This is a genomic window from Subtercola vilae (assembly GCF_004923255.1).
Taxonomy (GTDB): Bacteria; Actinomycetota; Actinomycetes; order Actinomycetales; family Microbacteriaceae; genus Subtercola; species Subtercola vilae.
This window is the reverse complement of record NZ_QYRT01000029.1, coordinates 24815-47420: the sequence shown is the minus strand read 5'-3', so window position 1 is coordinate 47420 and position 22606 is coordinate 24815. Positions and strand designations below refer to the sequence as shown.

The window sequence follows — 22606 nt, the reverse complement described above, 5'->3', positions numbered from 1 at the left end:
CCCTACGATCCGCGTCGTTAGCGCCCGGACGGTTACCGTCCTCTATATCGGCACGTTTCAACCAGTTCGATAACGTGCCCTCGGAGATCCCGAAGTCCTTCGCGATCTGAGACGCGTTGCCCTGGCCTCGCCGGACCACCGCCACGACATCATCGCGGAACTCTTTCGGATATGCCTTTGCCATGACTGACATCCTTCCAGCGAGAATGAAATCTCACAGGTCAGGTGACAACCAAACCCTGGGCAGACCCAGCGTCAATTGTTGTCATTGCAGTCGAGGGACCCTGGCTTAGCTGGGTAGGCGGTGGCAATCTGGTCGTTATTTCCCCAGGCAACGCAGACAATATAGGTGTTTTTATCCACGACCTGTCCGGTATCCCAACCTGCCCAAAACACATGCGTACTAATAGTCGCAGTGCTTCCGTAGACCCATTTATCACCTGGATGCATTGGGGCGTCTTTCCACTCTGGAGCTAGTAGTGTCTTTGCCATTTGGTGATACATGAGGCTTTCCCAATCGGTTATATCCGGGGGTAGATCTCGTGCGGTTCGAGCTTGAACAAAACGCATCTGCCAGTCGGCCTGATGCTCGGCAACAATATGAGTCAGGGCGCCAGAACGAAGTTGTGTTGTGATGTATCCAAGCGAATTGGGCTCTGCAGTTTTAAAATTTCGGTAGTAGTTGTTATTGCAGGCAGTAGATCCGCAGTCTTGCCGGTTGCCGGTGAGGTCGAACTTGTTGATGGGGTCGCCGGGGTAGTTGTACGAGTCGGAGTTGCCGCCCTCGACGGCGTCGGTGCTGAGGAAACGGCCGAGAGCTGGAACGTATTGGCGGGCACCCATTTCGATGGTTGCGATCGAGCCTTGGTGTTCGTAGAGTTTGCTACTGCCGCCGACCCAGGCATTGTCGGCGGTGCCGGGGAGGTTGTCTGGAACGCTGCTGTCGCTGGTAGTGGTGCCGATGACGCCGGTGGGGCTGATGGGCTGGCCGTAGGGGTCGTAGCGGTAGAGCGCCGACCGGATGCCGGCCTGGGTGGCGGTGACGATGATGTCGCCATGGATGTTCGGATACGACCAGGTTTGGGGCCCGGTTGCAGAGATGGTGACATTGACGCCTCCCGGGAGGCTCAACATCCGGCTCAGCGTGCTCGTCGAACCGTCTTTCACCATGACGGGTGAGCCGCCGGCGGCGTAGAGGTAGTACACGGTAGAGGTACCAGTTCCGGTGCCAGTTCCAGGAACGACCGTTGTCCGGGAAATGACTCGGTCGCTTGAGTCGCGTTGGTAGGTGATGGTGGTGCCACCGGTGAGGCTGGTTTTCATGTGCCGATTCGCGACGTCGTAGCGCAGGGTCTGGTCGGCGAGGGTGGTGGTGTTGCCGTGGGAGTCGTACGCGAGCTGGCCGGCCGGGAGGCCGGCGTTGCTGCTGTCGGCGCCGGTCACGGGGTTGGTGACGGTGCTGGAGGTGAGCATGTCGGCGTTGTCGTAACAGTAGTTCGTGGTCGTCGTCAGAGAGGGGGCGGTGGTGGTGTCGGTGACCGAGGTGCGGTTGCCGTCCATGCCGGCCGCGGTGTTCACCCCGCAGCCACCGGATGCCGCGAACCCGTAGCTGAGCGTATGCCCGGCCGTCTGCGCGCCGGTCAGCCGGCCCGCAGCGTCGTACCCATAGGCCGATGTTTGCGCGGCCGTGGTGCCATCTTTGGTGGTGTCGGTGAGGATCCTGCCGGACTCCGATCGGGCGACCGTGTCGGTGAGGCCGGGCTGCCCGGCGATGAAGGTCCATGCCATGCTGCTGGATGCGCCGACGCTGTTGCGGGTGAGTGCCAGTGCCGATCCGTTTCCGCCCGCACCGGTGCCTGCCGGGTAGCTGACGCCGGTGAGCTGCCCGGCGTTGATTCCTGCGGTTTTGTCGCCGTACGCGGGAACCGCGATGACGGCGCCGTTAGCGGTGATCTGGGTGACTTTTCCGTCAGGGTCATAGGTCGCCGCCTGCACCGACGGGCTTGTCGATCCGTTCGCCAGGGTCGAGGTTGAGGTGACCTGGCCGATTGCGTTGTAGGTCGGCGTCGTCACGGTGTTCCACACGTCGGTGTAGTTCACGGTTCGGCCGAGTAGGTCGGTGGTGGTGCTGATTTTGCCTCCGGTTGTGGTGGAGGCGATGGAGTCGTCGGTGACGGAACCTTTGAGCGGGTTGCCGGTCGCCGCACCGGTGTCGGTGAACGAGACGGTCACCGTTCGCGCGGGCTGACCACCGTACGCGGGATACACCGTTTTGGTGGCCCGGTTTCGGCTGTCGTAGGTGATGCACTGCCAACCGCTGTCGGTGGATGCCTGGCTTCCCGCGATGCGGCCGTAGCTGTCATAAACCACGGAAGAGACAGTATTTCCGCCGCCCGCGGTCGTCGGGGAAGGTGTGCTGGTTGATTGCAGCATCCCGTATTGCGGGGTGGTTCCCAAGGGGACACCGCAGACGGGTGTTGTGAGGGCGGGTTTGTACGAGGTCTCGTACCCGGAGGTGTTCGAGTAGTAGCTGTACGTCGATGCGGCGAAGGCTGCGCCCGTCGCGGTCGCTGCGGGAAGGGTTTTCCCGTTTCGGCGCTGGTACCCCGCAGCAGTTGTCTCGTACGTGGTCGTGGTGGTCAGGTTCAGTTTCCCGGCCCCGGGGTCGATGGTGTTGGTCGCGGCCATGCCGAGCCACGGGCTCGTACCGTACGTCGTCGAGGTCGTGAGGGATGTCACGGCGGTTGTGCTGACTCCGGTTGTTCCGGCGGGTACTGCGTCGTCGGTGGTGCTGGAGGTGGCGAGGCCGTAGTCGGGGCTTAGCGCCTGGTGTGGGATGACGTCGAAGGAGCTTTTGCCGGGCATGATCCACGTCAGCGCGAGGTACGCGCCCGGGCCGGCCTGGTTGGCGTAGTCGAGCCGTACCGGGAGTACGGTGCCGGGGTCCTTGATCGTGACCATTCCAAGGGGTGACCAGTGAACACCGGAGCTGATGTTGTCGTTGAAGAGCAGGGTGTTGTCGACCCACAGTACGGTGCCATCATCAGCCAACGTTTGCAGCGTGTACGTGCCGGCGGTGGGGAACGTGATCGTGCCCGTCATCCGCGCAGACCACGATGCGGCCGGGATCCCGGGCATCGGCGAGCTGGTGTTCCAGTCCATGTTCACGTCGCCCGCGGTCGCCGTGCCGGGGATACCCAACGAATACGCCTTCGGAACACCGGTCCACGACGGGTTGTCGTAGTAGGTGCTGTTCAGGGCTTGCAGGTTCTCGTCGTACCCGGTGTGCGTGTGCGCTGTCGTTGACGCGCAACTGGTCGTGGGCGTGCGGTCTTGGTTGAAGCAATTGGTTGCTGCCGGGCCGTAGCTGTCGGTGGCTCGGTTTCTGGTGTTGTAGAGAGTGGTTGTTTCCAACCCCTGCGCGTTCGTCACAGACTGGGTTTGGTCTTTTTCATTCCATTCGGTTTTGGTGAGGAGACCCATTGCACTGGTACTTGTTAGGGTGTGAAGTCCGCTGTCGTAGGTGACGGTTTCGGCGTGCCCGGTACCGACACGCGTGTTCGGCAGCGGTGTGCCAGCGCTGTCGACACTGTCGACGTACGTGGTGTTGACGACTGCGGGGCTGAGGGTGTCGCCGTAGGTGTAGAGCTTCGTGGGTTGAGCTGACGCGGTAACGCCGTCGGGGGCGGGCAGTGCGACCTTCGTCGCCCGGCCTCGAGTGTCGTAGCTGATTGTCGTCGCGTTTGTTGCTGTCGCTGTCCGCGCCGGGGTGGCCGCGGGAAGCGCGGTGAGCCAGTCGTTCTGCAGCACGTTCCTGATCACGCTGACCCGGCCCTGCGCGTCGTACGCGAACGTCGATTGGGCGTTGCCGGGATTCGTGATTTTCGTGAGTTGCCCGTTGGGGTTGTATTCGATCTCGGTGTAGTCCTGCACACCAGGCAGATGGCCGGGGTAGATGATCCGGCAGAGCAGCGGCCCGACCGTCAACGCTGCGGTGCCCGTGAAACTTTTGGGATCTGTGTTACAGACCTTTCCGTTCACGATGTCGTCGTTCTTTCCGGCTTGGGCGGCGGTATCGGTGGTGTATACGAAAGTTACTTGTCGCCCATAGGTTGTGTCGGATCCTGTAGTGGTCGCGGAGAGCGGGTCGCCGATCAGGTCCATCAAGCCTGAATCGGGCCGGAAATGGACTTTAGGCGCTGCCGGTTTCAGAACTTCCTGCGGTGATGAGATCTGGGCGACGACCCCGGCGGCGTTGAACAGGTACACGGTGCCGGCCTCATCGGTGAGGCTGACTTGCTTCGAGGCGTCGACGGTGAGAATGCCCGCCTCGCCTGCCGGGGGCGTGTAGCTGCCGCCGGGCTTGCTGACGTACGTGTGCACGGCACCGGATGCGTCGGTGAGAACCACCGACGTGTCGTTGACCTGTGCCTTCGAATAGAACCCGGCCGGCCCGGCAATCGGCGTCGACGCCGACCAGCCCGTCGGGAGTGTCGCCACGGTACGGGTGAACCATGATGGGGGTACGACCATCCCGGGTCCGGTGTCGCCTTGTTTTCTGACGAGCAGCACCATGGTCGCGCCGCTGGTGTTCTCGTAATAGTTCACCGTGATCGCTGACGGGGTCGTCGACAGAGCAGTCGCGCTGCCCCAGCTGACCTGCGCGGCGGTGTTCCACTGATCAACGACGGTCGCACCGCCGACGAGTACTTGCGCGCCGTCGTCGCGGGCGTACCCGAACTGATACTGGGTCGCCGCCGCGTCGGGGCTCTGGATGAACCCTGTCCACCGGGCGAGGAAGTGATCGGTATCGACGAGGCCCGGCGCCGGTGAACCGGGTGTGCCGCCGGTGCCGTCGCCCCAGTTGAAGTTGATCTGCGGGTCGACCCTCGAGAGCACCTTCGTCGCCCCAGCGAAGTCCGCGGTGGGATTCGTCGGCGTGGCGGGCATGCCATTGAAGTACTCCGCATTGAGCCCGGCGTTCGAGGGGGCCTCTGAGTTGTAGGTGAACCCCATTCCCATCGCGCCGCCCACAGTGCTGACCGTCGGCGAGCTGAACGACATGTTCACGTTGCCGTTGCCGAGGTTCACCGACACCGGGCCGGCCGCATCAGAGGGCGATGGGCCACCGGTGCCGAGGCGTTTGTTGATGCTGAACGTGTTCACGAATACCGGCCCGTACGTATCGACGCTGTTCTTGATCAGCACGCTCCACGAATAGGTTCCGCCGTCTTGCAACGATGTCGGATCCGGGGTCCAAGTGTTGCTTGATTGCCAGGGCGACGCGATGACTTGGCCGCTGATCGCATCGGTGCTGGTTGTGATCTTGAACTGATACTGAAAGGCCAGGCCATCGGGCGCGGTTGGTACGCCGATAGTAAGGATCGGCTGAGTCGTCGTCACGACGGCATGATCTACTGGTGTGGCGGTGGTCTTGTCTGGTTTGGGCGGGCTGTCGGTGGTGAAGCTGTACACCGGGGTGTTTGGCCACACCGGATAGGCCGGGTAGTACATCGCCGCGTCATCGGCGACCCAGGACCGCCAGTAGTAGGTCGTCGAGGGTTGCAGGAGAGCCTTTGGAACAGTGACCGCACCGTCTTTCACCCAGCCGGTATCAACAATGGGGTTGATTTCGGGGTTCGGGTTCGTGCTCACCCGCGTCCACCTGATCAGTCCCGCCCCATCGGGGTCGTAGCTGTTGCCGACCCCGAGGGTTGGGGTGAGGATGACGTTTGAGGCGCCGGATGCGACGGTCGGCTGATCTCCAGCTGTCGGGTAGTCCTTATATGCGATGTACAGCCGGGAGTCGAAGACTTTCAGGGTGTATTGCCCCGGTGTTTCATCGCCGCCGAACGCGAAACCGTATCCGGTTGTGTTCGTGCGAACCCAATCGGAAACTTGATATGAGATTCCCGTGCCTGCAGGGTCGGTCATGCCGCCCGAATTGTTATCGACGGTGAAGTTGCTAAGTGCCGCTCCGGCGCAGTTCGGGCCATCGCACGTCGCAGCGTTGACCGACACCGAACGCGCGTCTTGGCTATATTCCGCAGAAACGCGGGTAAGAGCGATGTATGCCCCGACGATTTGTTTGCCGAACAATTGTTCGTAGTTGTAGTGCACGACCGAACGCCACACACCGTTGCCGTTGGAATTCCCGACCCACACGTGGTTGTTCGTGTTCGTCAGGTTCGTGTTCACCCCGTCGGTGGTGCGGTACGCCAGTTCCCGGTCGTTGTCAGGTCCGACGCTGGGGTCAACTGATACCGGGTAGACGCGCGCCGGGTCCGCGAGCCATGCTTTGTCGGGGGCGACGGAGACGAGGTAGCTGTCGCCTTCTTTGAGGAGGTTCAACCGGCTGCTGCGGCGGCGTCGGCTTTCTTGTCGGTGCCGGCGGAGTCCCACATGGTGGGTGCGGGGATCGAGAACGCGGTAGCACCAGCAGCATCGCTGAACGTGATTCCGCCGTCGGCGTCTTTGACCGCGGTGAGTCCTGGTGCGTTGACCTGCCACCTCCAGACGGGCGCGGTGTCGGGTTTGCTGTTCAGGCGGAGGAGCTCGTTCACGCCCGCAGTGGTGACGTCGTACACCAGGTCCGTGCCACCGAACACGTTTTTGTACTCGAGGTGGTTCTTCGTATCCGACGACGGTGCGAGGTCGCGTTCGAGAACGGAATGGCTCGCGCCCTGCAAGGTGAACCCGATCGTGTTGGCGTTCTTCGCCAGCTGCAAAACGTTGGCGTCGTCTGCGTATTGGGAGAACTGTGGGTGCAGTGGGTGCTGATCAACTTTCGCACCTCCCTGGCCAAGCCAGGACCACACCCCGGTGGTCTGCAGATCGGTCTGGATCGGCGCCCACCCGTCCGTGGCATCCGGGGCTGCAGCGTCTTGGACGTTGATGGGCGTCGCAGAAACGGAGGAAATCTTCGTACCATTCGGGCCCGCGTAGGTGTCGCTGAACTCAGTCGACGCGATGACCTGTTTCCCGGCAGGGTCGAAGTTCTGCACCGCAGTCTGATCCGCACTCTGGTCGGAAGCTGACGCCGTGGACACAGGCGCCGGCGGGACCGTAATAGAGCCCGAGTCCGTGGTGGGTGCGGCGTCATCGGTGGCAGGCGCGGCGACTTGAGCTGCAGGGACCGGAGATTGTTCCAATGGCGCTTCGACCGGGGTACTCACCACCGGCGGAGGGGTTGGGATGTCGTCCGCGAACGCAGGCACCGAAATCCCTGTCACGAGACCAGCGGTCACGATCATCGATACAAGTACCGTGGAAAAAGGGTGTTTGAACACCATAAGAGCAGCCCAACTGACCCCACGCACGAACCGTGCAAAAGAATCTGCAGAAGAAAAGCCGAAGGTCCCCCCCGGACAACTCACAATCTAGGGTGCCGGGAACCCTCCAAATGACGCTGAGGCGAAAGCGTGTTTCTGAGACGGTTCACCGGACCGGCCCTTCGGACTGGGAATTAGATCCAAAAATGCCCAGAACTACGGCAGAAACCTGTCGAAAAGGTCACTTTCAGGCCGCATCTTTCCAGCGTCCCAAGTGTGAACACTCTCATGAAGATTGTGCCGGAACCGGCCAAAAATGATGATCCAGAAGCATTACAGACACATCGGTCGGCGTTCCGTTCTCGTTGGGGTGGCTCGTGAATTCGTGAAATCTGCGGCGGTAGCGTGGGGGTGCGGGTGAGGTGTTGTGTGTTCGTGTGGGTCTGGTGGGCAGTCGTGTTGAGGTGTGGCGGCTGGTCGAGATCGACGCGAGCTTGTTGTTGGATCGGGTCCATGCGGTACTGCAGGTCGTGATGGGGTGGGAGGACACACATCTTCACGCTTTCGCCGATGCCGACCCCGACACGGGGGTACGGTCGGGTCTGTCGGGTCTGTCGGGGCCGCGCCGATGGGGGCCGGGGTTTCTCCGGGAGGATGACGAGGATCTCCTCCTGGAAGAAAACATCACGCTGGGCGTGGTGCTGAGCGTGGATCGGCCGTTGTTCTACGAGTACGACTTCGGTGATCAGTGGCTCCACCGTCTGGACGTTATCGAGATCCGTTCGGCAGGGCCTGCCGAACGGCGGGTGGTCGTGGTGAGGGGTGCTGGGCGGTGCCCGTTGGAAGACCGTGGCGGCGTCGATGGTTATGAGCAGCTCCTCATGGTCCTCGCTGATCCGGCCCATGAAGAACACGGCGAGTACGCCGAATGGGTTGCAGCAATGACGGGGCAACCGGCATCCCAGTTCAACCCGGCGCTGTTCAACCCTGACGTAGCAAATCGGCTCCTCCGGGAACGGTTCCCCGCATCCGGTCCAGCGGCGCAGTAACGGACGTAGCGTGTCAGCGCAGTGCTTGCACGGTGGAAGCAGCGAGTTTGTCGAGGGAGGTTTGGTGATCAAGCCCTGGTGTTGGTTTCATCATCGGCGGCAGAACACTCATGAAGTCATAGTGCCCGACATTCGGGTGCACGGTGATGGATGTCACGGCAGGTGACGTGCGAAGAATTTCCGCCGTGGCCGGTGGTGTGATGATGTCTGCTGCGCCGACGTGCACGGTGATCGGCGCTGTGATGTCATCAAGTGCGGCAGGAGCCTGAAACCAGCCGACGCTCGGGGCGAACAAGACCAGCCTCGTGACGCGAGGCTCGCTAGTAACAGGGACCGGTTTACCGTCTCTGCCCCAGGGGTGTGCACCGGCAAGGCAAAGAGCCGCCCACCCTCCGATGGAGTGACCGACCACGCTCACTGGCAGGTCACGACCGGGATTATCAGCCAGAGCGTTCCGTAAGTCATCGACGCGGGCTTGGAGTTGCGTTGTGGTCACCGTCTGAGGACTAAACCGCTCTCCTGGAGGGGCTATCACGACAAACCCGGCGGCCGCGAACGCATCCAACAGCACGGAATACCGGCAGGGGTCCCCGCCCGCACCGGCTCCAAACAGAACGATGCCAAGAGGGTTGGCTGGACTGAGCATGCGAGAACTCTATCGAGCCGTCGAGCCTGAAGCTCTCTTCGCGTTACCGTAATGGTGCCGTTGGCCAACGCTGGAACGCTGCTCACATGAAAGCCATGTGTCCAGCAGTAACCCAGACACACCCAACCCCACCGCAATCACTAACGTCGGATATTCCACCAATTCACCAGCCACCCCTGAAGGAACTGGCAGGCGTGATTCTTGACAAACCTGGATGCGACAGACGCCGAGCTGGCCGTGGCCGGTCTGGGAGTATCTGCCGCCCGGCTCGAGATACTTCGCTTCATTTTGTCAAAGCGTGAGGTCAGCGTCACTGCGATTATGGTCGAGGTCGGCATGACCCGGAACGGGGTTCGACGGCATCTGGAGGCCTTGCAACACTCGGGGCTCATTTCGGAGCGGCGAACAACTCATCCTCGCGGTTCCGGACCAATAACGTACTTCAGCGCTAACGAGGATTCCGTAGCCGAAGCCTGTGGAGTTGATCGCTCGGTGGCGGCGTTTTGTGATCGCTTTGTGTCGTTAGTTGCCGATGACGAGGATGCTGGCTGCGGCTTCGATGACGTCGTCGGTGATCGTATCCAGCTGGTTGATCTTGAGCACGCGGTTGATCTGGGGGAAGAGCCGTTCGAGGAGACGGAAGTTGCCGCGGGTGATGCGTTCGATGGCGGCGATGGCCTGTGCGTCGGTGAAGTCGTCGGGGTCGAGGGTCTTGCCGAGTCGTTTCCAGTGGCGGTCGAGGACAAACAGGAGTTCTTCGCGCCCGAGTGCCCGGTAGTGATGTGAGAACCCGAGCCTGCTGTAGAGCTGGGGGTAGTGGCGGAATCGTTCGTCGATGCCGGGCATGCCGATCAGGATCATCGCGAGGTGGGTGCGGTCGTGTCGGTCACGGAGGAGTTCGAGGGCCGTGGGGGTAAGTCGTTCGGCTTCGTCGATGATGAGCAGTTCGACAAAACGAGTCACATCGTGCTGCTTTTCGGCCGCTGCTTCGGGGCTGAGCGAGCGGACATGCTCATCGGCGCAGATTCCAACTTTGATCTGCCAGTGCATCAGCTCGTTCATGAGGTCCTTCGGCCTGCAGAGGACTTCGGGTGTGTAGAAGACGGTGCGGGACCGGTCCGCCATGGCGTAGTGCTTCGCGTCGTGATCGCCTCTTGGTCCCCACTCGTTGATGTAGGGCTCGAGAGCGTCCCAGTTCGCGTAGCGGCGGGCGGAGTTCGTTTTACCGACGCCGGCTGCGCCGTGGCAGATCCCGATGGTCTTTTCTTTCCGCACGGCGTTGGCGAACTCGGTAAAGCGCCGGTGTTCTTTGGTGACGATGAATGCCTGGTTCATCACTCGTCCTCTTCATAGGTGCGGAGCTTCGTCCGCCGCTTGATTGGTTCTGGGGTGCGGGGTTCCTCGCGGGTAGCAACGGTCGGGATACGGTCATTGATCGCCCGTCGCAGCTGCTTGCGTCTGGCCCGGCGAGCAGTCTCGATGTCGCGAAGACTGAGGCGCAAGTTCGGGTGGGCTTCATCAATGGCAGTACAGATGAATGTGTCTCGGTCGTAGACGCGGATCTCGGAGACGTCGCGGGGGTCGTACCGGATCGTGATGGTGTGCCCGACGAAGGGGGCGAGGGTCGGGGCGAGGTAGCGTTGGCCTTGGAAGTGGATGCCGTCGCGTTGCACGACCCGGTGCTTCGGAACAGTGAGAAGGAGCCCGTCGAGTTCTTGCAGACTCTCGGGCATCCGTGGCAGCCATCCGTCGCCAACCCACGCATCTCGGGGCGAGATTCCCAGCTCACTGTGGGTTCGGTCGTTGTAGGTGCCAATGAATTCACTGACCGCACGGTCAAGGCCAGCGAGATCCAGGACAGGCGTCGGTGTCCGATTTCCAGGCCCCAGGTGGCCCGGGAGCGCGGCCAAGAGTTCGGTATTGACAGTTCCAAAGAACCTCTCGATTTTTCCCCGACCCTGAACCGTCCCTGATTTCGTGCCGTTTTCTTTCTTTGGAAGGATTCGGATATGCCCAACAAATACCCTGCGGAGGTTCGGGAGCGCGCAACGAGGATGGTGCTTGATCGGTTGACCGATTACCCATCGACGTGGGCTGCGTGCCAGGACCTCGGCGCCAAGCTCAACGTCGGCGCTGAGACCTTGCGGAAATGGATCGTTCAGGCGCAGGTCGACGCGGGCACGAAGACCGGCCCGAGCACTGAGGAGCTCGAAGAGATCAAACGGTTGAAGAAAGAAAACCGTGACCTCCGCGAAACGAACGAGATACTCAAGGCGGCAGCGTCTTTCTTCGCGAGGGAACTCGACCCTCGCAACCGCGGATAGTCGCTTTCATCGAGCAGATGAGAGCGTACGGCCACGGGGTCGAGTCGATCTGTGACGTCCTGCGCATGCAGGGCGTCCAGGTCGCCCCACGGTCGTACCGAGCATGGAAGACAAGGCCGCCCGCACACCGCACCATCAGCGACGCGACACTCGTCGGGCAGCTGCGCACGCTTCGGCAGCGTGACGCGAAGGGCCGCCAGAAACCCGAGGTGCTCTACGGTCGACGAAAGATGACCGCGTGGCTGGACCGGAACGGGTTCGACGGCATTTCGAAGCACACCGTCGATCGGGTGATGCGTGCCGAGGGGATGACGGGCCTGGTGCGCGGCCGAAAGACTCGCACAACGATCGCGGGGAAGAACGGTGAACGTGCCGGGGATCTGCTGAACCGCGAGTTCACGGCCCCGTACCCGAACCACAGCTGGGTGACCGATTTCACCTATGTGCCGACCTGGGCAGGGTTCGTGTATGTCGCTTTCGCGATCGATTTGTACTCCCGCGCGATCGTCGGTTGGCAGTGCTCGACGATCAAAGACACCCCGTTCGTGGAGGCGTGCCTGCAGATGGCGTTATGGCGGAGGGATCACACCGGCCGGCCCGTGAATCGCGGAATGATCCACCACTCGGATGCAGGATCCCAATACACATCCATCCGGTTTACCGACACCGTCGCGCTGGAAGGCCTCGTCGCGTCGATTGGATCCGTCGGTGATGCTTACGATAATGCCGCCGCAGAGACCGTGATGGGGCTGTACAAGAACGAAGCAATCGCGAAGGGATCACCGTTCCGGACCGGGCCGCTGAAGAACCTCGCATCGGTAGAGGAAGTCACCTTCGACTGGGTCGACTGGTACAACAATCACCGGCTGCACAGCTACCTCGACTACCAAAGCCCAGAGCAGCACGAACAGAAATACTATGCTTCAAATATCGGCGCCCAAACCGGTGACGCCGCCAACAAAAAGGCGGCATGAAAACCGGGACGGTTCACCCTGTGGTCGACCCACGGTCGAGTGGATGATCCTGATGTGCAGGGCGATGGCGGTCTGCTCGAGGTGATGACTGATGAAGTCGGAGCCGTGGTCGACGTGCAGGATGTCGGGAATGCCGCACATCGCCCATGTCGGGTCAGTCTTTCGCCAGATCGCTTGCCGAAGCGCGAGGGCGGTATTGATAGCCGAGGGAGCCCCGGTGAAGACCATGTATCCGCAGATGGCGCGGGCGTAGTCGTCCATCACGGTCGTCAGCCATGGCCGGTCAGGTTTCCCGTCAGCGCCGACGATGAGGATGTCGAGCTCGGTGTGGTCGGACTGCCAGGTTTGGTTCGGGTGTTCAGCGCGGCGCCGGAAGACGAGCTCGTGCTTGTCTCGGTACGAGACCGGACCCTCCAGCGCCAAAGTGACAAGAGCCGGATCGAGGGCCTGGACGATTTGCCGCACGGTTGCATAGCTCGGCGCCGGCAGTCCACGCGCCCGCGCGTCGATGACGGCGAGACGATGCAGTGTGGCGAGACTCGGGCGCGGCCGACTGAGTGCCAGTTGTTCGATGAACGCGACCGTCTCTGCTGAGGTTCGTCGGGCACCTTTGTCTATACGCGCATGGGGGTCCAGGGCTGCGACGCCGCCTGCCCGGTAGAGCTGGTTCCAACGTTGCAGGGTCCGAGCGGAGATCCCGGTCTCCCGGGCAAGGACGGCGAGCGGGATCTGGTCTTCGACATGCAGCCGAAGAACACGCCACCGCTCACCCGCGTCCACGAGACACCTACACGGTGGCGTTTTCGCGCGCTGCGAGGGCCTGCTGGTGGCGGTAGAGAGTTGCGCGGCTCCACCCAACGAGCTTCGCCGCGTCCTCTGCGGTCCGACCCTTCGCTCTCGCCTCGGAAACGAGCTTGAGTTTGTCGGCAATCACAACGGGATCTGACAGCGGCCGGCCAAACTTCGTGCCGCCTCGCCGGGCGGCCGTGATCCCAGCATTTACGCGTTCCGTGATCAGCTCGCGTTCGTATTCCGCCAGAGTCGCGAGCATGTTCAGCATCAGTCGGCCTGATGTTGTCGTCGGGTCGATGCCATCCGAGATGCTCTTCACCTGTATGTCTGTCTGCTGAAGCAGCTTCACCGTGTTCAGCACATCGATCAACGATCGTCCGAGTCGATCGACCCGCCACACAACTACGGTGTCGCCCGGCTGGGCATACTCGAGGAGTTTCTTCATCCCGGGGCGAGAGATCGCGGTCCGACTGCCCGAAGTGACATCGGCAAAAATATCACGCTCCTGCACGCCGGATTTGACCAGAGCATCGACCTGCAACCTCGCGTCTTGGCCTCTGGTGCTGACCCGCGTATACCCAAGATGTCTCACCACCCCATTCTGTCTCAGAAAACGCTAAAAGTGCCGCGCGAAAGACATTTCGCGGTAAGACATGTTTCCGAGACAGACCGTGCCCCGGCAATCCGCCGCTCCTCCGCCCGAGGCGGAAGAGAGTTAGGGCGTCTTGGAAAGCTGTAGTTTTCCGAGACGTCAGTGAGACTGTGCTGCAGATGTGTTTGTGCCGTTAGCCGTGATCATTCGGCAGGAGAACTCACGCGGTAGAGGATCTCGCCGTGGAGGATGGAGCTCCAGCCATCTTCGTCTTCGGCCCATTCCTTCCAGGCGTCGCTGATCCGCTCGAGGTCAGCTTGCGTGGCCAGGTTGGCGCCAATGAGTTGGTGTTCGATCGCGGAGTTGAGCATGCGGTCGGCCCACATTCCTCCCCACCACGCGCGCTCGGCCGGCGCGGCGCAGCAACAGGTGATTAAGGTGGCGGCGACCTCTTCCAAACCAGCGGCGTGCGCCCATAGGGCACGGGTGCCTTCTAGCGGGTTGGGCAGCCTGGGGCGTTGGGTGTTTGGGTGGTCGGGTTCAGCATTGGTGTTCCCTGGATCGTGGGGGTTCCGTAAACGCCTGGGATGCCGGTGAAGGTTGCGGTGACGGTGTTGGTTTCGCCTGGTGCGAGGTCGACGAGGTATCGGGCGACCGGTCGTCCGAGGTCCTCTGACGGGGAGCGGACATCCGCGTTCACGCTGGAGGTGCCAGCGGTCGCATTGGTGAGAACCGCTCCGACGGGACCGTAAACGTATACTTCGGTGCTGAACTTCTTGCCGTGAAAGTTGCCGCCGACGACGAAGTCTGGAAGCGAGTCGGCTTCTTGTTGGGTGATGCTCGAGTGCAGGGTGACCGTTTCGGTGAAGCTCGGGTTCTGTTGATTGGTACAGGCATCGGTGGCCAGGGTTGTGCTGGTGTGTAACCAGTAGTCGGTTTTAGACACCGATACGTCGCGGAAGTATGTGCCGACCAGGGTGGTTTTGGTGTTGTCGTTGGGGAGCACTCCTTGCAGCCGGGAGCCGGTGAGGAGGTTCTCTTCGTCAGGATTCGCGCTCCACGCCAGCAGGTCACCGGATTGGATGCTCTTGTTGACGGCGGTCAGCAACTGGTTGGGGTCGGCGGTGGTCGTTGTCAGGCCGGTGAAGACCGTTTTGGCAGTGTCGGTGAAGAACGGGTTGGTGTCGGTCTCGATATCCGCTGGCGGGTAGCGGAGGTAGATGTCATGAAGCAAGAGAGGAACCGCGTTCTGGGCGGTCAGGACGTCGCCCGAGGCTAACGTCATCGGACCGGTCGCTGCCAGGATGTCTGCGAGTGCGATCGGGTCGACCGTAATGACACCGTCGACGGTGCCGCCTTTATATTTGTCCCAGAACGCTTTCATAGTCAGTGCTGCGGTTGGGAAGTCGGGTCGGCTGGTTGACCAGTTCAGGGTCGACGCGATACCGGGTGAGAACATGTTCAGCAAGTTCTGATCCATCGGACGCACCGGACCGTCGGTGAGCGGGAAATCACCGCTCGTCCCAGAAGCCGTGATGCTGACCGCCCCATCATCAACGGTCACCATCGACAGCGCGGCTGGACCCCCGCCAAGGGCCGTCGTTTCAGCGTTATTCAAAAAGCCCAGGAGGTAATGCCGTGGACCATTCACGCCGAGAATATTTTGGGCCTGACCGATCGCTGTTTGGGCTTTACCAAGCTGCTCGCCAGTTTTGCTCAGCGTGTTGACGAGTTGAGTTTTCGCTGCACCGATCTCTGAGACGGTGCCACTGGTATCGATCTGCTGGACGCTCGCTGAGGCCGTGGTCAGCGCGCCCTGAACGGTGGTGATAGTCGCGCTGGCTTTGGCCAGAACGGCGACGTCCAGTTTGCCGTTCACCGGACGCAACGAATTGATGCTGAGCGTGTTCGCGAAGGTCACAGCAGGGGATACGGCCCCGCTTCCAAGTCCGGCCAGGGTCGCCGAAACCTGTTGCACCGCCTTCAGATTCGGGCCGAGGAAAGGTATCCATTCCGCTGCGACGAACAGCGGCCCGGAGGTGTCGTTCTCGGCCTGCTGGGTCTCGGTTTGGAACTCGGCTGCCGCGTCGGACGCCGCTGCAGCATTCAGCGATGCTGCGGCGGTTTGCAGCGCGACAGCGGAGGTTTGCGCGTTCTGCAACGCTGTTTTCGCGTCCAAGACCTGGGATGTCACGAACGCGGCCCACGCCGCAACGATCAGCACAGTCAGAGCGACCACACCGATGACCACCCGCCGACGCCCAATGGTCCGACGCCGTCGGGCCTGGGGGCGGTGGACTGCATGTTTACCGGCGGCTATCGCACTGTGGCTCATTCCCTGCCGCTCCCACCGACGCGGGGATCGGCCCGCTCATCAGCGGATACCCTACCAACCTTCACCTGAAAGATAATCCGCTTCCTGGCCTCGTTCCCTGGCCGAGTTAGTGGTGACGGTTTTATTGGATGGTGATGGGGGTGCCGAGGGGCAGGAGCGCGGCGAGGGTGCTGATGTCGGTGTTGTTCATGCGGATGCAGCCGTGGCTGACGGCGTGTCCGATGCTGGAGGCATCGTCCGTGCCGTGCAACCCGATTTGGCCTGGCCCGCCTCCGAAGCTGGTGAGAGCATCGGAGAACGCGGAGAGCCCGAACGCGTACGGTCCGTAGCCGCTGTTCGTTGGTGCGAGGAGTTCGAGGAGGTAGAACGACCCGTGCGGGGTGGGCGTTCCGCCTGTTCCGGTCGCCACCGGGTAGGTGTTCAGGACGGTGTCATTCTGATAAACGGTGAGCGTGTTCTGCTCGGTGGATACTTGGACACGGTAGGTGAGGTTCGATTCGGTGACGCTATCGGACTTGATCCAACCGGTACTGCCGTTGGGTCTGACCGGGAGCTGCACTTTCAACCACCCAGGCTTCTCGCCCTCGACGAGGTAGCTCAAGGGGGCACCGGAGGGTCCCGGGTTCGTCATCGTCACCGTGACGGTGCCTTCGGGAGTGTCATAGACATCGACGCTCGTACCGGTAGCGGTCGCCGCTATCCCGACCGATGCTTGCGGGGTCAGTGTAGGCCTGGGTGTCGGGCTCGGAGCAGATGCTGCTATCGATGTTGGTGGTGCTATCGACGTGGGTGTCTGCGCCGCGCAACCAGTGACTGACCCAGCCGCAAGGCAAAAGGTGAGGCACAGGAGGACCGCGAGTCGCCTCGGCCGCACGCCACGGTTGACCAGCGGACCCCTCATCCGGCGTGGACGCGTCAACCGGTGAATGATGCCGTGCCCGTCACAGCTTTCGCCGGTGTCGCTGCGGGCACCGCTGGTGCCGGCACCCCGGTCGAAGTCGGAGCAGGCGTCGGTGTCGGTGTCGGTGTCGGTGTCGGTGTGGGGGTGGTTATAGGTGTGGTGGCGGCGGTGAACAGCAGCCCTTTGGGTTGGATGGCGGCGAGCTCACTGATCGGGCTGAGGCTGCCGTCGGTGAGGCTTAGTGTGGCGAGCGAGTTCGCGCCCGAATCGGGGGTGAGGGCCGAGACGGCTTGGCCGGATGCGAACGGCCCGGTCACAAGGTCGACACTGTTGTTGCTCGGGTCGGTCAGCCAGAGGGTCTGGTTTGTCGCTGTCGCGAACGCGGTGTCATCGATCGGGGTGCCGATCGAGAGAGCGCTGAGACTTTGCGCGGGAGTCCCGACGTTGTGCGCGAAGATCAGCTGCATATCGGCTTGACCGTCGAGCATGAAATCACCGCCGAACGAGGTACTCGTCGCGGGAACGACAGCGTTGGAGTCCGGGTCAGTCAGCGCCAGAGTGATGCTCTTACCGGCTTGGGTTCCGTTCACCGCGGTCGCTTGCGCATCATCGGTGAACACCGGGGTGAGCGCCGCGGTACTGCCAGCCAACGCGACGGAGTAGACCGCCGGTTTGCCTGTCACTGTTGGGTTTGACCCGCTGACCAGGATGACACCGTTATCGATCGAGATCGCATCCGTTCCGCCGCCATGAGTGAGACCGGTGTAGGTGTATTTCGTCAGCGGCGTCGCAGCGCCCGGCACCAGGGTAGAGAAGCTGGAGTTGCCGTCCTCGTTCGCGGTCAGAAGCAGCCGCGAGTTCGTCGGGTCCGCGGTCAGCCCGTCAACCCGGCCCACCACATCCCAGGACTGCCCAGCCGTCCCGTCCAAACCGAATTGCTGGATCGTGCTCGACGTCGTACCGGTACCGGATGCTTCACCGAGCGGGCCGACCCCGTTCTGGAACGTGACATAAATGCTGTCGCCAAGCCGGGTGATGTCATCAGGCTTTGACTCCTTCCCCACCGCTGGGAACGTCTTCACGGTGTATGCCCCGGTATTGCCGAGAGTCATGGGTGATGCCTGCGCGGACAAAGCCGTCAGGGTGATGGCGCCGACGACGAGGGCACTGCCTGCGGCGAGGATCGCCGTACGGTTCTGTGGGCGAGTCCAGTTCATGACATTCTCATCTCGTAGCGGAGGCAGCTGACCTACCTGACATTACGAAACAGAGCTGCCGTCCGTCCGAGCATCTCGTGGCCACCTTGTGGACACCAGACGGCTAGAAGGTGAACAAGCTCGTGGCTCGCGGTGAGGGTTGCCAGCGTTTCCCGGAATCCGAAGATACCGGAACACCACAAGACTCCGGGAATGACTCGGCTCTCACGCTGCGGTATCCACAGGTGGCGGCCGAGTAACCTGGGCTAACTAGTGGGAGGTTGCTATGAAGGTGGTTTGGGCGAAAGATCCGCAGCCCCACGATTACCCGGCAGCGGTCTCATATCTTACGTTGTTGGGCCGCCCTGTTGACGCGGATCGGTTGGTCGCGGCTTTAGCGCGCACCCCGATCGTTTTTCACCCCGCGAAAGATCTTCTGCGAGCATCCCGGCTCGGTCTTTTACCGCTCGATGACCCGTCGGTGGCTAGGGATCTGAAACGGATCCGGAAAGGTAAGCAACTCAGCCCGGTTTTGCTGCTCCGCGGCAACCTCCTGGGCGTTCCGTTAGAAATCCTGGACGGTTACCACCGGGTTTGTGCCTCCTACCATCTCAGCGAGGACACGCCGGTATCCGCTCAGATCATCTCTTTGGATGACGCAGCGGCAATCTAAATAGAGGCTCGTCGGGTTAAGGGTGTGGGCTGAGGGATCCTTGGGCTGCCTTCCGGCCGGAACGTCCGCCGCCGGGCCCGCGCAGAATGTATGCGATACCCACGGCAAGACCGGTACCGATCAGTGGGCCGGCGGTGTAAACCCAGAACCCATCGAAGTTCATGCTGATCAGGTCGGGTCCGAAGGTGCGGGCGGGGTTCATCGATGCCCCACTCACCGGGCCAGCCCAAAGCCCAGCAGCGAGGATGTATGCCCCGACTGCGAACGCGGAAAGGTGTCCGACGTTCTGCGCCCCAGATGCCGTGCCAAGGATAGTGCTGACAAGACCCAACGTGAGGAGGGTTTCGATCACGAATGCCTGCGGGTCGGTGAAACCGGTGCCGGGATGGGTCCTGCCGGTCCCGCCGGTCTGGCCTAACACACCAAGCAGCAGCAGCGACGCGGCCGCCGCGCCGAGGAGTTGGGCGATGATATACGCCGGAACGCGTCGCCAGCTGAAGTCTCGGCGCAGCGCAAACGCGATACTCACAACAGGGTTCAGATGCGCACCAGACACAGCACCCATGAAGAGGATGATCGCGATCACGGTCAAAGCGGGTGCTGCGACCGACTCGACCCGGCCGACCGAGCCGTGGGTGAGGGTGTTGACGATGTCCCCACCTGCCGCGACGAGGACAAGAAGAAATGTTCCGAAGACCTCCGCGAATAGTCGCCGCCATTCCAGGGATGGGTAGTTGAAGTCTCGGATCAGGCGCTGATCATGAACCGATAAGGCCGCATGCACTTGCCGCAACGCAGGTGCACCGTCAGCTCCTCCCGCTTCGTTGGCGCTCATTTTGCTGGCACCCGGGATGTGGGACCGGTCCGCTGAGCGCGACGTCGATGCAGCTCGGGCATCCTGCGCGGAAGTGGATCGCGGGTGTCTGTCTCACGGCTGAGGGAGAGCACGATCCCGATGGCGAGAAGCGAGCTGATCAGTGCTGTGCCGCCTGCCGAGATGAGAGGCAACGGTACTCCCAGCACGGGGAGCATGCCGAGTACCACCGCGATGTTGACCAAAGCCTGCCCGACGATCCAAACCAAAATCGACGCCGTAACAACGCGCGCGAATGGGTCCGGTGTAGCCCGGATGATGCGAAGGAAAGCGACCCCGAGGACGATGATCAGTATCAGCACGAGGCAGCCACCGATCAGCCCGAGCTCTTCGCCGATGACGGCGAAAATGAAGTCGGTGTCCACCGCGGGCAGCCATGACCATTTCGCCTTGGAGTTGCCGAGACCGACCCCGAAGATTCCGCCGTCGCCGAGCGCGAAGTAACCGTTCTGGATTTGCCAGCCGGTGCCGCTGTAATCCGCTGTGCTGGGCTGCAGGAATGCCAGGATCCGGCTGACCCGGTTCGGCCTTGACAGTGCCGTAAGAATCGCGATCGTTGCTGATATCGCGGTGAGGAGGGCGAGGTGTCTGAGCGGTATCCCGGCGAAGAAAAGGGCGCCTAGAACTATTCCGATCAGGATGACAGAGGTACCCAGGTCACCGCCGATAGCCACGAGCACGATAGCGGTCCCTGTGACGAGGATTGTTGGCATGAGGGCTTGGGAAAACTGGGCGATACGGTGTTGTTTTCTGCTCAGGAACATCCCAAGCCACAGCACGACGCCCACTTTGATGAGTTCGGAGGGTTGCAGGGCTGGAAGAGAACCGAGTTGGAGCCAGTTACGGTTCCCGTTCACCGTCACACCAAGCGGGCTGGCGATGACAAGCAGTTGTAACAGGCAGCCGCCGGCGAGAACGATCCATGCGGAGCGTTTCCAGAACGTCGACGGCAACCGGGAAGCAACCAGAAGCAGAGGAATACCGACAAGTGCGTACGTGCCTTGGCGGAGGAAAACCGAAAACGAGCTGCTGTCATCGATTTTGGAGCCAACCGAGGAAGACGAAAGCACCATCATCAGTCCGAACGCGACCATGAAAAGTGTCACTCCGAGAAGAAGGTAGAAATTCGACGACACCATCGGGGCCGCTTTCGCCAAGGTGATTCGAGCTGTGCGCAGACCCACAGATACGGAGGACGGGACGGCCTGGGGTCGCGGCTGGAGGCTACTAATGACCGGGTCGCGGCTTGTTAGCGTCGCGTCTTTTTTGTTCATTCGTTCTCTGTTTCCATCGGTACGGTGTCGTCCGCGCGCACTCGTCCGCGCGCCAAAGCGTCAACGACCGCGTCTTCGGCTGCCGAAGCAGCCTCCCTCGACATGGCGTAATGGCCCGCACGTGCTATCACGCGACCGTAGTGCCGGTAGCCGGCCGCACAGAATGCAGCGAACAGAAGGCTCGCGCCCAGTAGGGCCAGACCGCCCCACGGGGTAGCCGCTCGTACGATTTGTGCCACACTATCGACGCTCATGAGGACGTACGCGATGGTCAGGGCGGCCCAGAGCCAGCGTCCGGACGGTCTAGTGCGTTCCATGAAACATGACCCTACGGGCGGAATGATCAGACGGTTGAAGCCACGCCTAGGGGCGGATCGACCGTGAGTAAAGTGCGATCAATAATGTCCGTATTCACATGAACTTTCGGGGCCGCGGTTGCTAGGTTGCGGGAATGACTTCTGAGTCGACCATGCGCCACGCACGAACCCGGAACGGTAGCACCGTCGGGCGGGTGGTCAAACTGATCGCCCTTGCTCTGACCGTTGCTGTCGTCAGTGGGGCATGCGTGGCCGGGATTGCGGTGTGGCAGCTCACCGGAAACGTAGGTCAAGGAGTGCACCTCGCGCTGCTGCCCGGCCAATCCGCACCCCCCGTGCCGGGCGTGGGTGCCATCGAAGGGGGTGTGAACCTGCTCCTGGCTGGCACCGACACGCGAACCGGGCAAGGTTCAGCGTTCGCTGACCCCGCTGACCTTGCCGGCAGTTCCGGGGCTGGCAGCAACGATGTCACGATGGTGTTGCACATCTCAGCCGATCACAGCAACGCGTCCGTGATCAGTATCCCCAGAGACCTGATGGCCCCGATCCCGGACTGTCCAAGCCCAGACGGGAAAAGCACGATCCCCGCAACCGACTACGGCATGTTCAACACCACGCTGTCCCGAGGCGGCCTGCCTTGCATCGTACTTACCGCAGAGAAACTGACCGGGCTGAGCATCCCGTATGCGGCGCTGATCAGTTTTCAAGGCGTCAGTAGCATGTCCTCCGCCGTCGGCGGCGTCACCGTGTGCCTCGCCACCGATGTCAACGACGACTACTCCGGGCTGCACCTCAGCGCCGGGCAACAAACCATTTCCGGAGACACCGCCCTCGCGTTCGTGCGCAGCCGGCACGGTGTCGGAGACGGCAGTGACCTGGGCCGGATCAGCAACCAGCAACTGTTCCTGTCCGCTTTGGTTCGAAAGATCAAAAGCGGCGACGTGCTGAACAACCCCGTCACTTTGTTCTCGCTCGCCAACGCGGCGACGAAGAACATGACCCTTTCGGACACCCTCACCAACCCCACGACACTCGTTGCGATCGCGTTGGCTTTGAAGAATATAAGCCTGGATAACGTCGTCTTCGTTCAATACCCCACCATCGCCGATCCGAACGACCCCAACCGGGTTGCGCCGAACGACTCTGCGGTCACCGCCTTGGATGCGGCACTGAAAGCAGACCAGCCCCTGCAACTCAGCGGATCCGTCGGCGTCGCAACCCAACTCGATCCGTCCGCGACAAACACCCCAACACCGTCAGCAGGGACGCCGGCACCCACCGTTACCGGGACGGCGACCCCAACGCCAGCTCCGACCGGCGCGCTGCTCCCCGCAGCAGTGACCGGGCAAACCGCAGCCCAGGTCACCTGCACGAAAGGAAACAACTAA

General features: G+C 61.9%; 18 protein-coding genes and 1 pseudogene. 5 read left to right on the top strand and 14 right to left on the bottom strand.

Features of this window, described 5'->3' with window-relative positions; all coding sequences use genetic code 11:
• From D4765_RS13630 to D4765_RS13620, 3 genes are all read right to left on the bottom strand, one after another.
• Nucleotides 1-184, bottom strand: a 184-nt coding sequence (locus D4765_RS13630) for a transposase (RefSeq protein WP_161580448.1), incomplete at its 3' end; no start/stop codon positions are given.
• 71 nt (nt 185-255) lie between these two features.
• A complete protein-coding gene (locus tag D4765_RS13625) occupies nt 256-6351 on the bottom strand; it encodes a PA14 domain-containing protein (protein ID WP_136642852.1) in 6096 nt (2031 codons plus the stop codon).
• Complete coding sequence (locus D4765_RS13620) at nt 6348-7004, bottom strand: hypothetical protein (RefSeq protein WP_136642851.1); 657 nt, start codon at nt 7002-7004, stop codon at nt 6348-6350. Before D4765_RS13620 ends, D4765_RS13625 begins: the two co-directional genes overlap by 4 nt.
• A gap of 689 nt (nt 7005-7693) precedes the next feature.
• On the opposite strand from D4765_RS13620, the gene D4765_RS13615 reads away from it, so the two are divergent.
• Entirely contained in the window at nt 7694-8320 is a 627-nt protein-coding gene (locus D4765_RS13615; protein WP_136642850.1) for a plasmid pRiA4b ORF-3 family protein, read from the top strand.
• Between the two features lie 13 nt (nt 8321-8333).
• Here the strand turns inward: D4765_RS13615 and D4765_RS13610 are convergent, their stop codons facing one another.
• Complete coding sequence (locus D4765_RS13610; protein ID WP_136642849.1) at nt 8334-8966, bottom strand: alpha/beta hydrolase; 633 nt, start codon at nt 8964-8966, stop codon at nt 8334-8336.
• Between the two features lie 237 nt (nt 8967-9203).
• On the opposite strand from D4765_RS13610, the pseudogene D4765_RS20170 reads away from it, so the two are divergent.
• Nucleotides 9204-9350, top strand: a pseudogene (locus D4765_RS20170) (helix-turn-helix domain-containing protein); the annotation flags it as partial.
• A 138-nt stretch (nt 9351-9488) separates the two neighbouring features.
• Here D4765_RS20170 and D4765_RS13600 read toward each other — a convergent pair.
• Nucleotides 9489-10301: an AAA family ATPase gene (locus D4765_RS13600; protein WP_136642847.1), complete on the bottom strand. Its 813-nt coding sequence runs from the start codon at nt 10299-10301 to the stop codon at nt 9489-9491.
• Entirely contained in the window at nt 10301-10699 is a 399-nt protein-coding gene (locus D4765_RS20035) for a Mu transposase C-terminal domain-containing protein (RefSeq protein WP_338054639.1), read from the bottom strand. The genes D4765_RS13600 and D4765_RS20035 overlap by 1 nt, the downstream gene beginning before the upstream one ends.
• Before the next feature lie 276 nt (nt 10700-10975).
• Here D4765_RS20035 and D4765_RS13590 point away from each other — a divergent pair.
• Nucleotides 10976-12264 (top strand): IS3 family transposase gene (locus D4765_RS13590; protein ID WP_136642846.1). Its coding sequence is split into 2 segments (ribosomal slippage): nt 10976-11246 and nt 11246-12264, totalling 1290 coding nucleotides; the frame shifts between segments, so codons are not numbered across the junction.
• On the opposite strand, the gene D4765_RS13585 is transcribed toward D4765_RS13590, so the two are convergent.
• The 6 genes from D4765_RS13585 to D4765_RS19245 form a co-directional block, all read right to left on the bottom strand.
• On the bottom strand, nt 12214-13044 hold the full coding sequence (locus D4765_RS13585) for a DDE-type integrase/transposase/recombinase (protein WP_338054638.1): 831 nt from the start codon (nt 13042-13044) through the stop codon (nt 12214-12216). The genes D4765_RS13590 and D4765_RS13585 overlap by 51 nt on opposite strands.
• A 7-nt stretch (nt 13045-13051) precedes the next feature.
• Nucleotides 13052-13648: a recombinase family protein gene (locus tag D4765_RS13580; RefSeq protein ID WP_136642845.1), complete on the bottom strand. Its 597-nt coding sequence runs from the start codon at nt 13646-13648 to the stop codon at nt 13052-13054.
• A 203-nt stretch (nt 13649-13851) separates the two neighbouring features.
• Entirely contained in the window at nt 13852-14106 is a 255-nt protein-coding gene (locus tag D4765_RS13575; RefSeq protein ID WP_136642844.1) for a hypothetical protein, read from the bottom strand.
• Nucleotides 14107-14141: 35 nt separating this feature from the next.
• Nucleotides 14142-15899, bottom strand: coding sequence for a DUF4012 domain-containing protein (locus D4765_RS13570; RefSeq protein ID WP_161580447.1), 1758 nt, complete (start codon nt 15897-15899; stop codon nt 14142-14144).
• Between the two features lie 205 nt (nt 15900-16104).
• Nucleotides 16105-16614 carry a L,D-transpeptidase gene (locus tag D4765_RS13565; protein WP_237280436.1) on the bottom strand — a complete coding sequence of 170 codons (510 nt, stop codon included), beginning with the start codon at nt 16612-16614 and terminating at the stop codon, nt 16105-16107.
• A gap of 284 nt (nt 16615-16898) precedes the next feature.
• A complete protein-coding gene (locus tag D4765_RS19245) occupies nt 16899-18101 on the bottom strand; it encodes a hypothetical protein (RefSeq protein ID WP_161580446.1) in 1203 nt (400 codons plus the stop codon).
• 265 nt (nt 18102-18366) lie between these two features.
• Between D4765_RS19245 and D4765_RS13555 the strand changes: the two genes are divergently transcribed.
• Entirely contained in the window at nt 18367-18753 is a 387-nt protein-coding gene (locus D4765_RS13555; RefSeq protein WP_136642841.1) for a hypothetical protein, read from the top strand.
• A 16-nt stretch (nt 18754-18769) separates the two neighbouring features.
• On the opposite strand, the gene D4765_RS13550 is transcribed toward D4765_RS13555, so the two are convergent.
• The gene (locus D4765_RS13550) at nt 18770-19588 is read right to left on the bottom strand and encodes an MIP/aquaporin family protein (RefSeq protein ID WP_136642840.1); all 819 of its coding nucleotides are present in this window, start codon (nt 19586-19588) and stop codon (nt 18770-18772) included.
• Complete coding sequence (gene ftsW / locus D4765_RS13545) at nt 19585-20901, bottom strand: putative lipid II flippase FtsW (protein WP_136642839.1); 1317 nt, start codon at nt 20899-20901, stop codon at nt 19585-19587. Before ftsW ends, D4765_RS13550 begins: the two co-directional genes overlap by 4 nt.
• A gap of 511 nt (nt 20902-21412) precedes the next feature.
• On the opposite strand from ftsW, the gene D4765_RS13540 reads away from it, so the two are divergent.
• Complete coding sequence (locus D4765_RS13540) at nt 21413-22606, top strand: LCP family protein (RefSeq protein ID WP_237280435.1); 1194 nt, start codon at nt 21413-21415, stop codon at nt 22604-22606.

Excerpts from the sequence above, each read along its gene's own strand:
- D4765_RS13610 (WP_136642849.1), bottom strand. The coding sequence starts at position 8,966 with ATGCTCAGTCCAGCCAACCCTCTTGGCATCGTTCTGTTTGGAGCCGGT.
- D4765_RS13600 (WP_136642847.1), bottom strand. The coding sequence starts at position 10,301 with ATGAACCAGGCATTCATCGTCACCAAAGAACACCGGCGCTTTACCGAG.
- D4765_RS20035 (WP_338054639.1), bottom strand. The coding sequence starts at position 10,699 with ATGCCCGAGAGTCTGCAAGAACTCGACGGGCTCCTTCTCACTGTTCCG.
- D4765_RS13565 (WP_237280436.1), bottom strand. The coding sequence starts at position 16,614 with ATGACGAACCCGGGACCCTCCGGTGCCCCCTTGAGCTACCTCGTCGAG.
- D4765_RS19245 (WP_161580446.1), bottom strand. The coding sequence starts at position 18,101 with ATGAACTGGACTCGCCCACAGAACCGTACGGCGATCCTCGCCGCAGGC.
- D4765_RS13555 (WP_136642841.1), top strand. The coding sequence starts at position 18,367 with ATGAAGGTGGTTTGGGCGAAAGATCCGCAGCCCCACGATTACCCGGCA.
- D4765_RS13550 (WP_136642840.1), bottom strand. The coding sequence starts at position 19,588 with ATGAGCGCCAACGAAGCGGGAGGAGCTGACGGTGCACCTGCGTTGCGG.
- ftsW (WP_136642839.1), bottom strand. The coding sequence starts at position 20,901 with ATGAACAAAAAAGACGCGACGCTAACAAGCCGCGACCCGGTCATTAGT.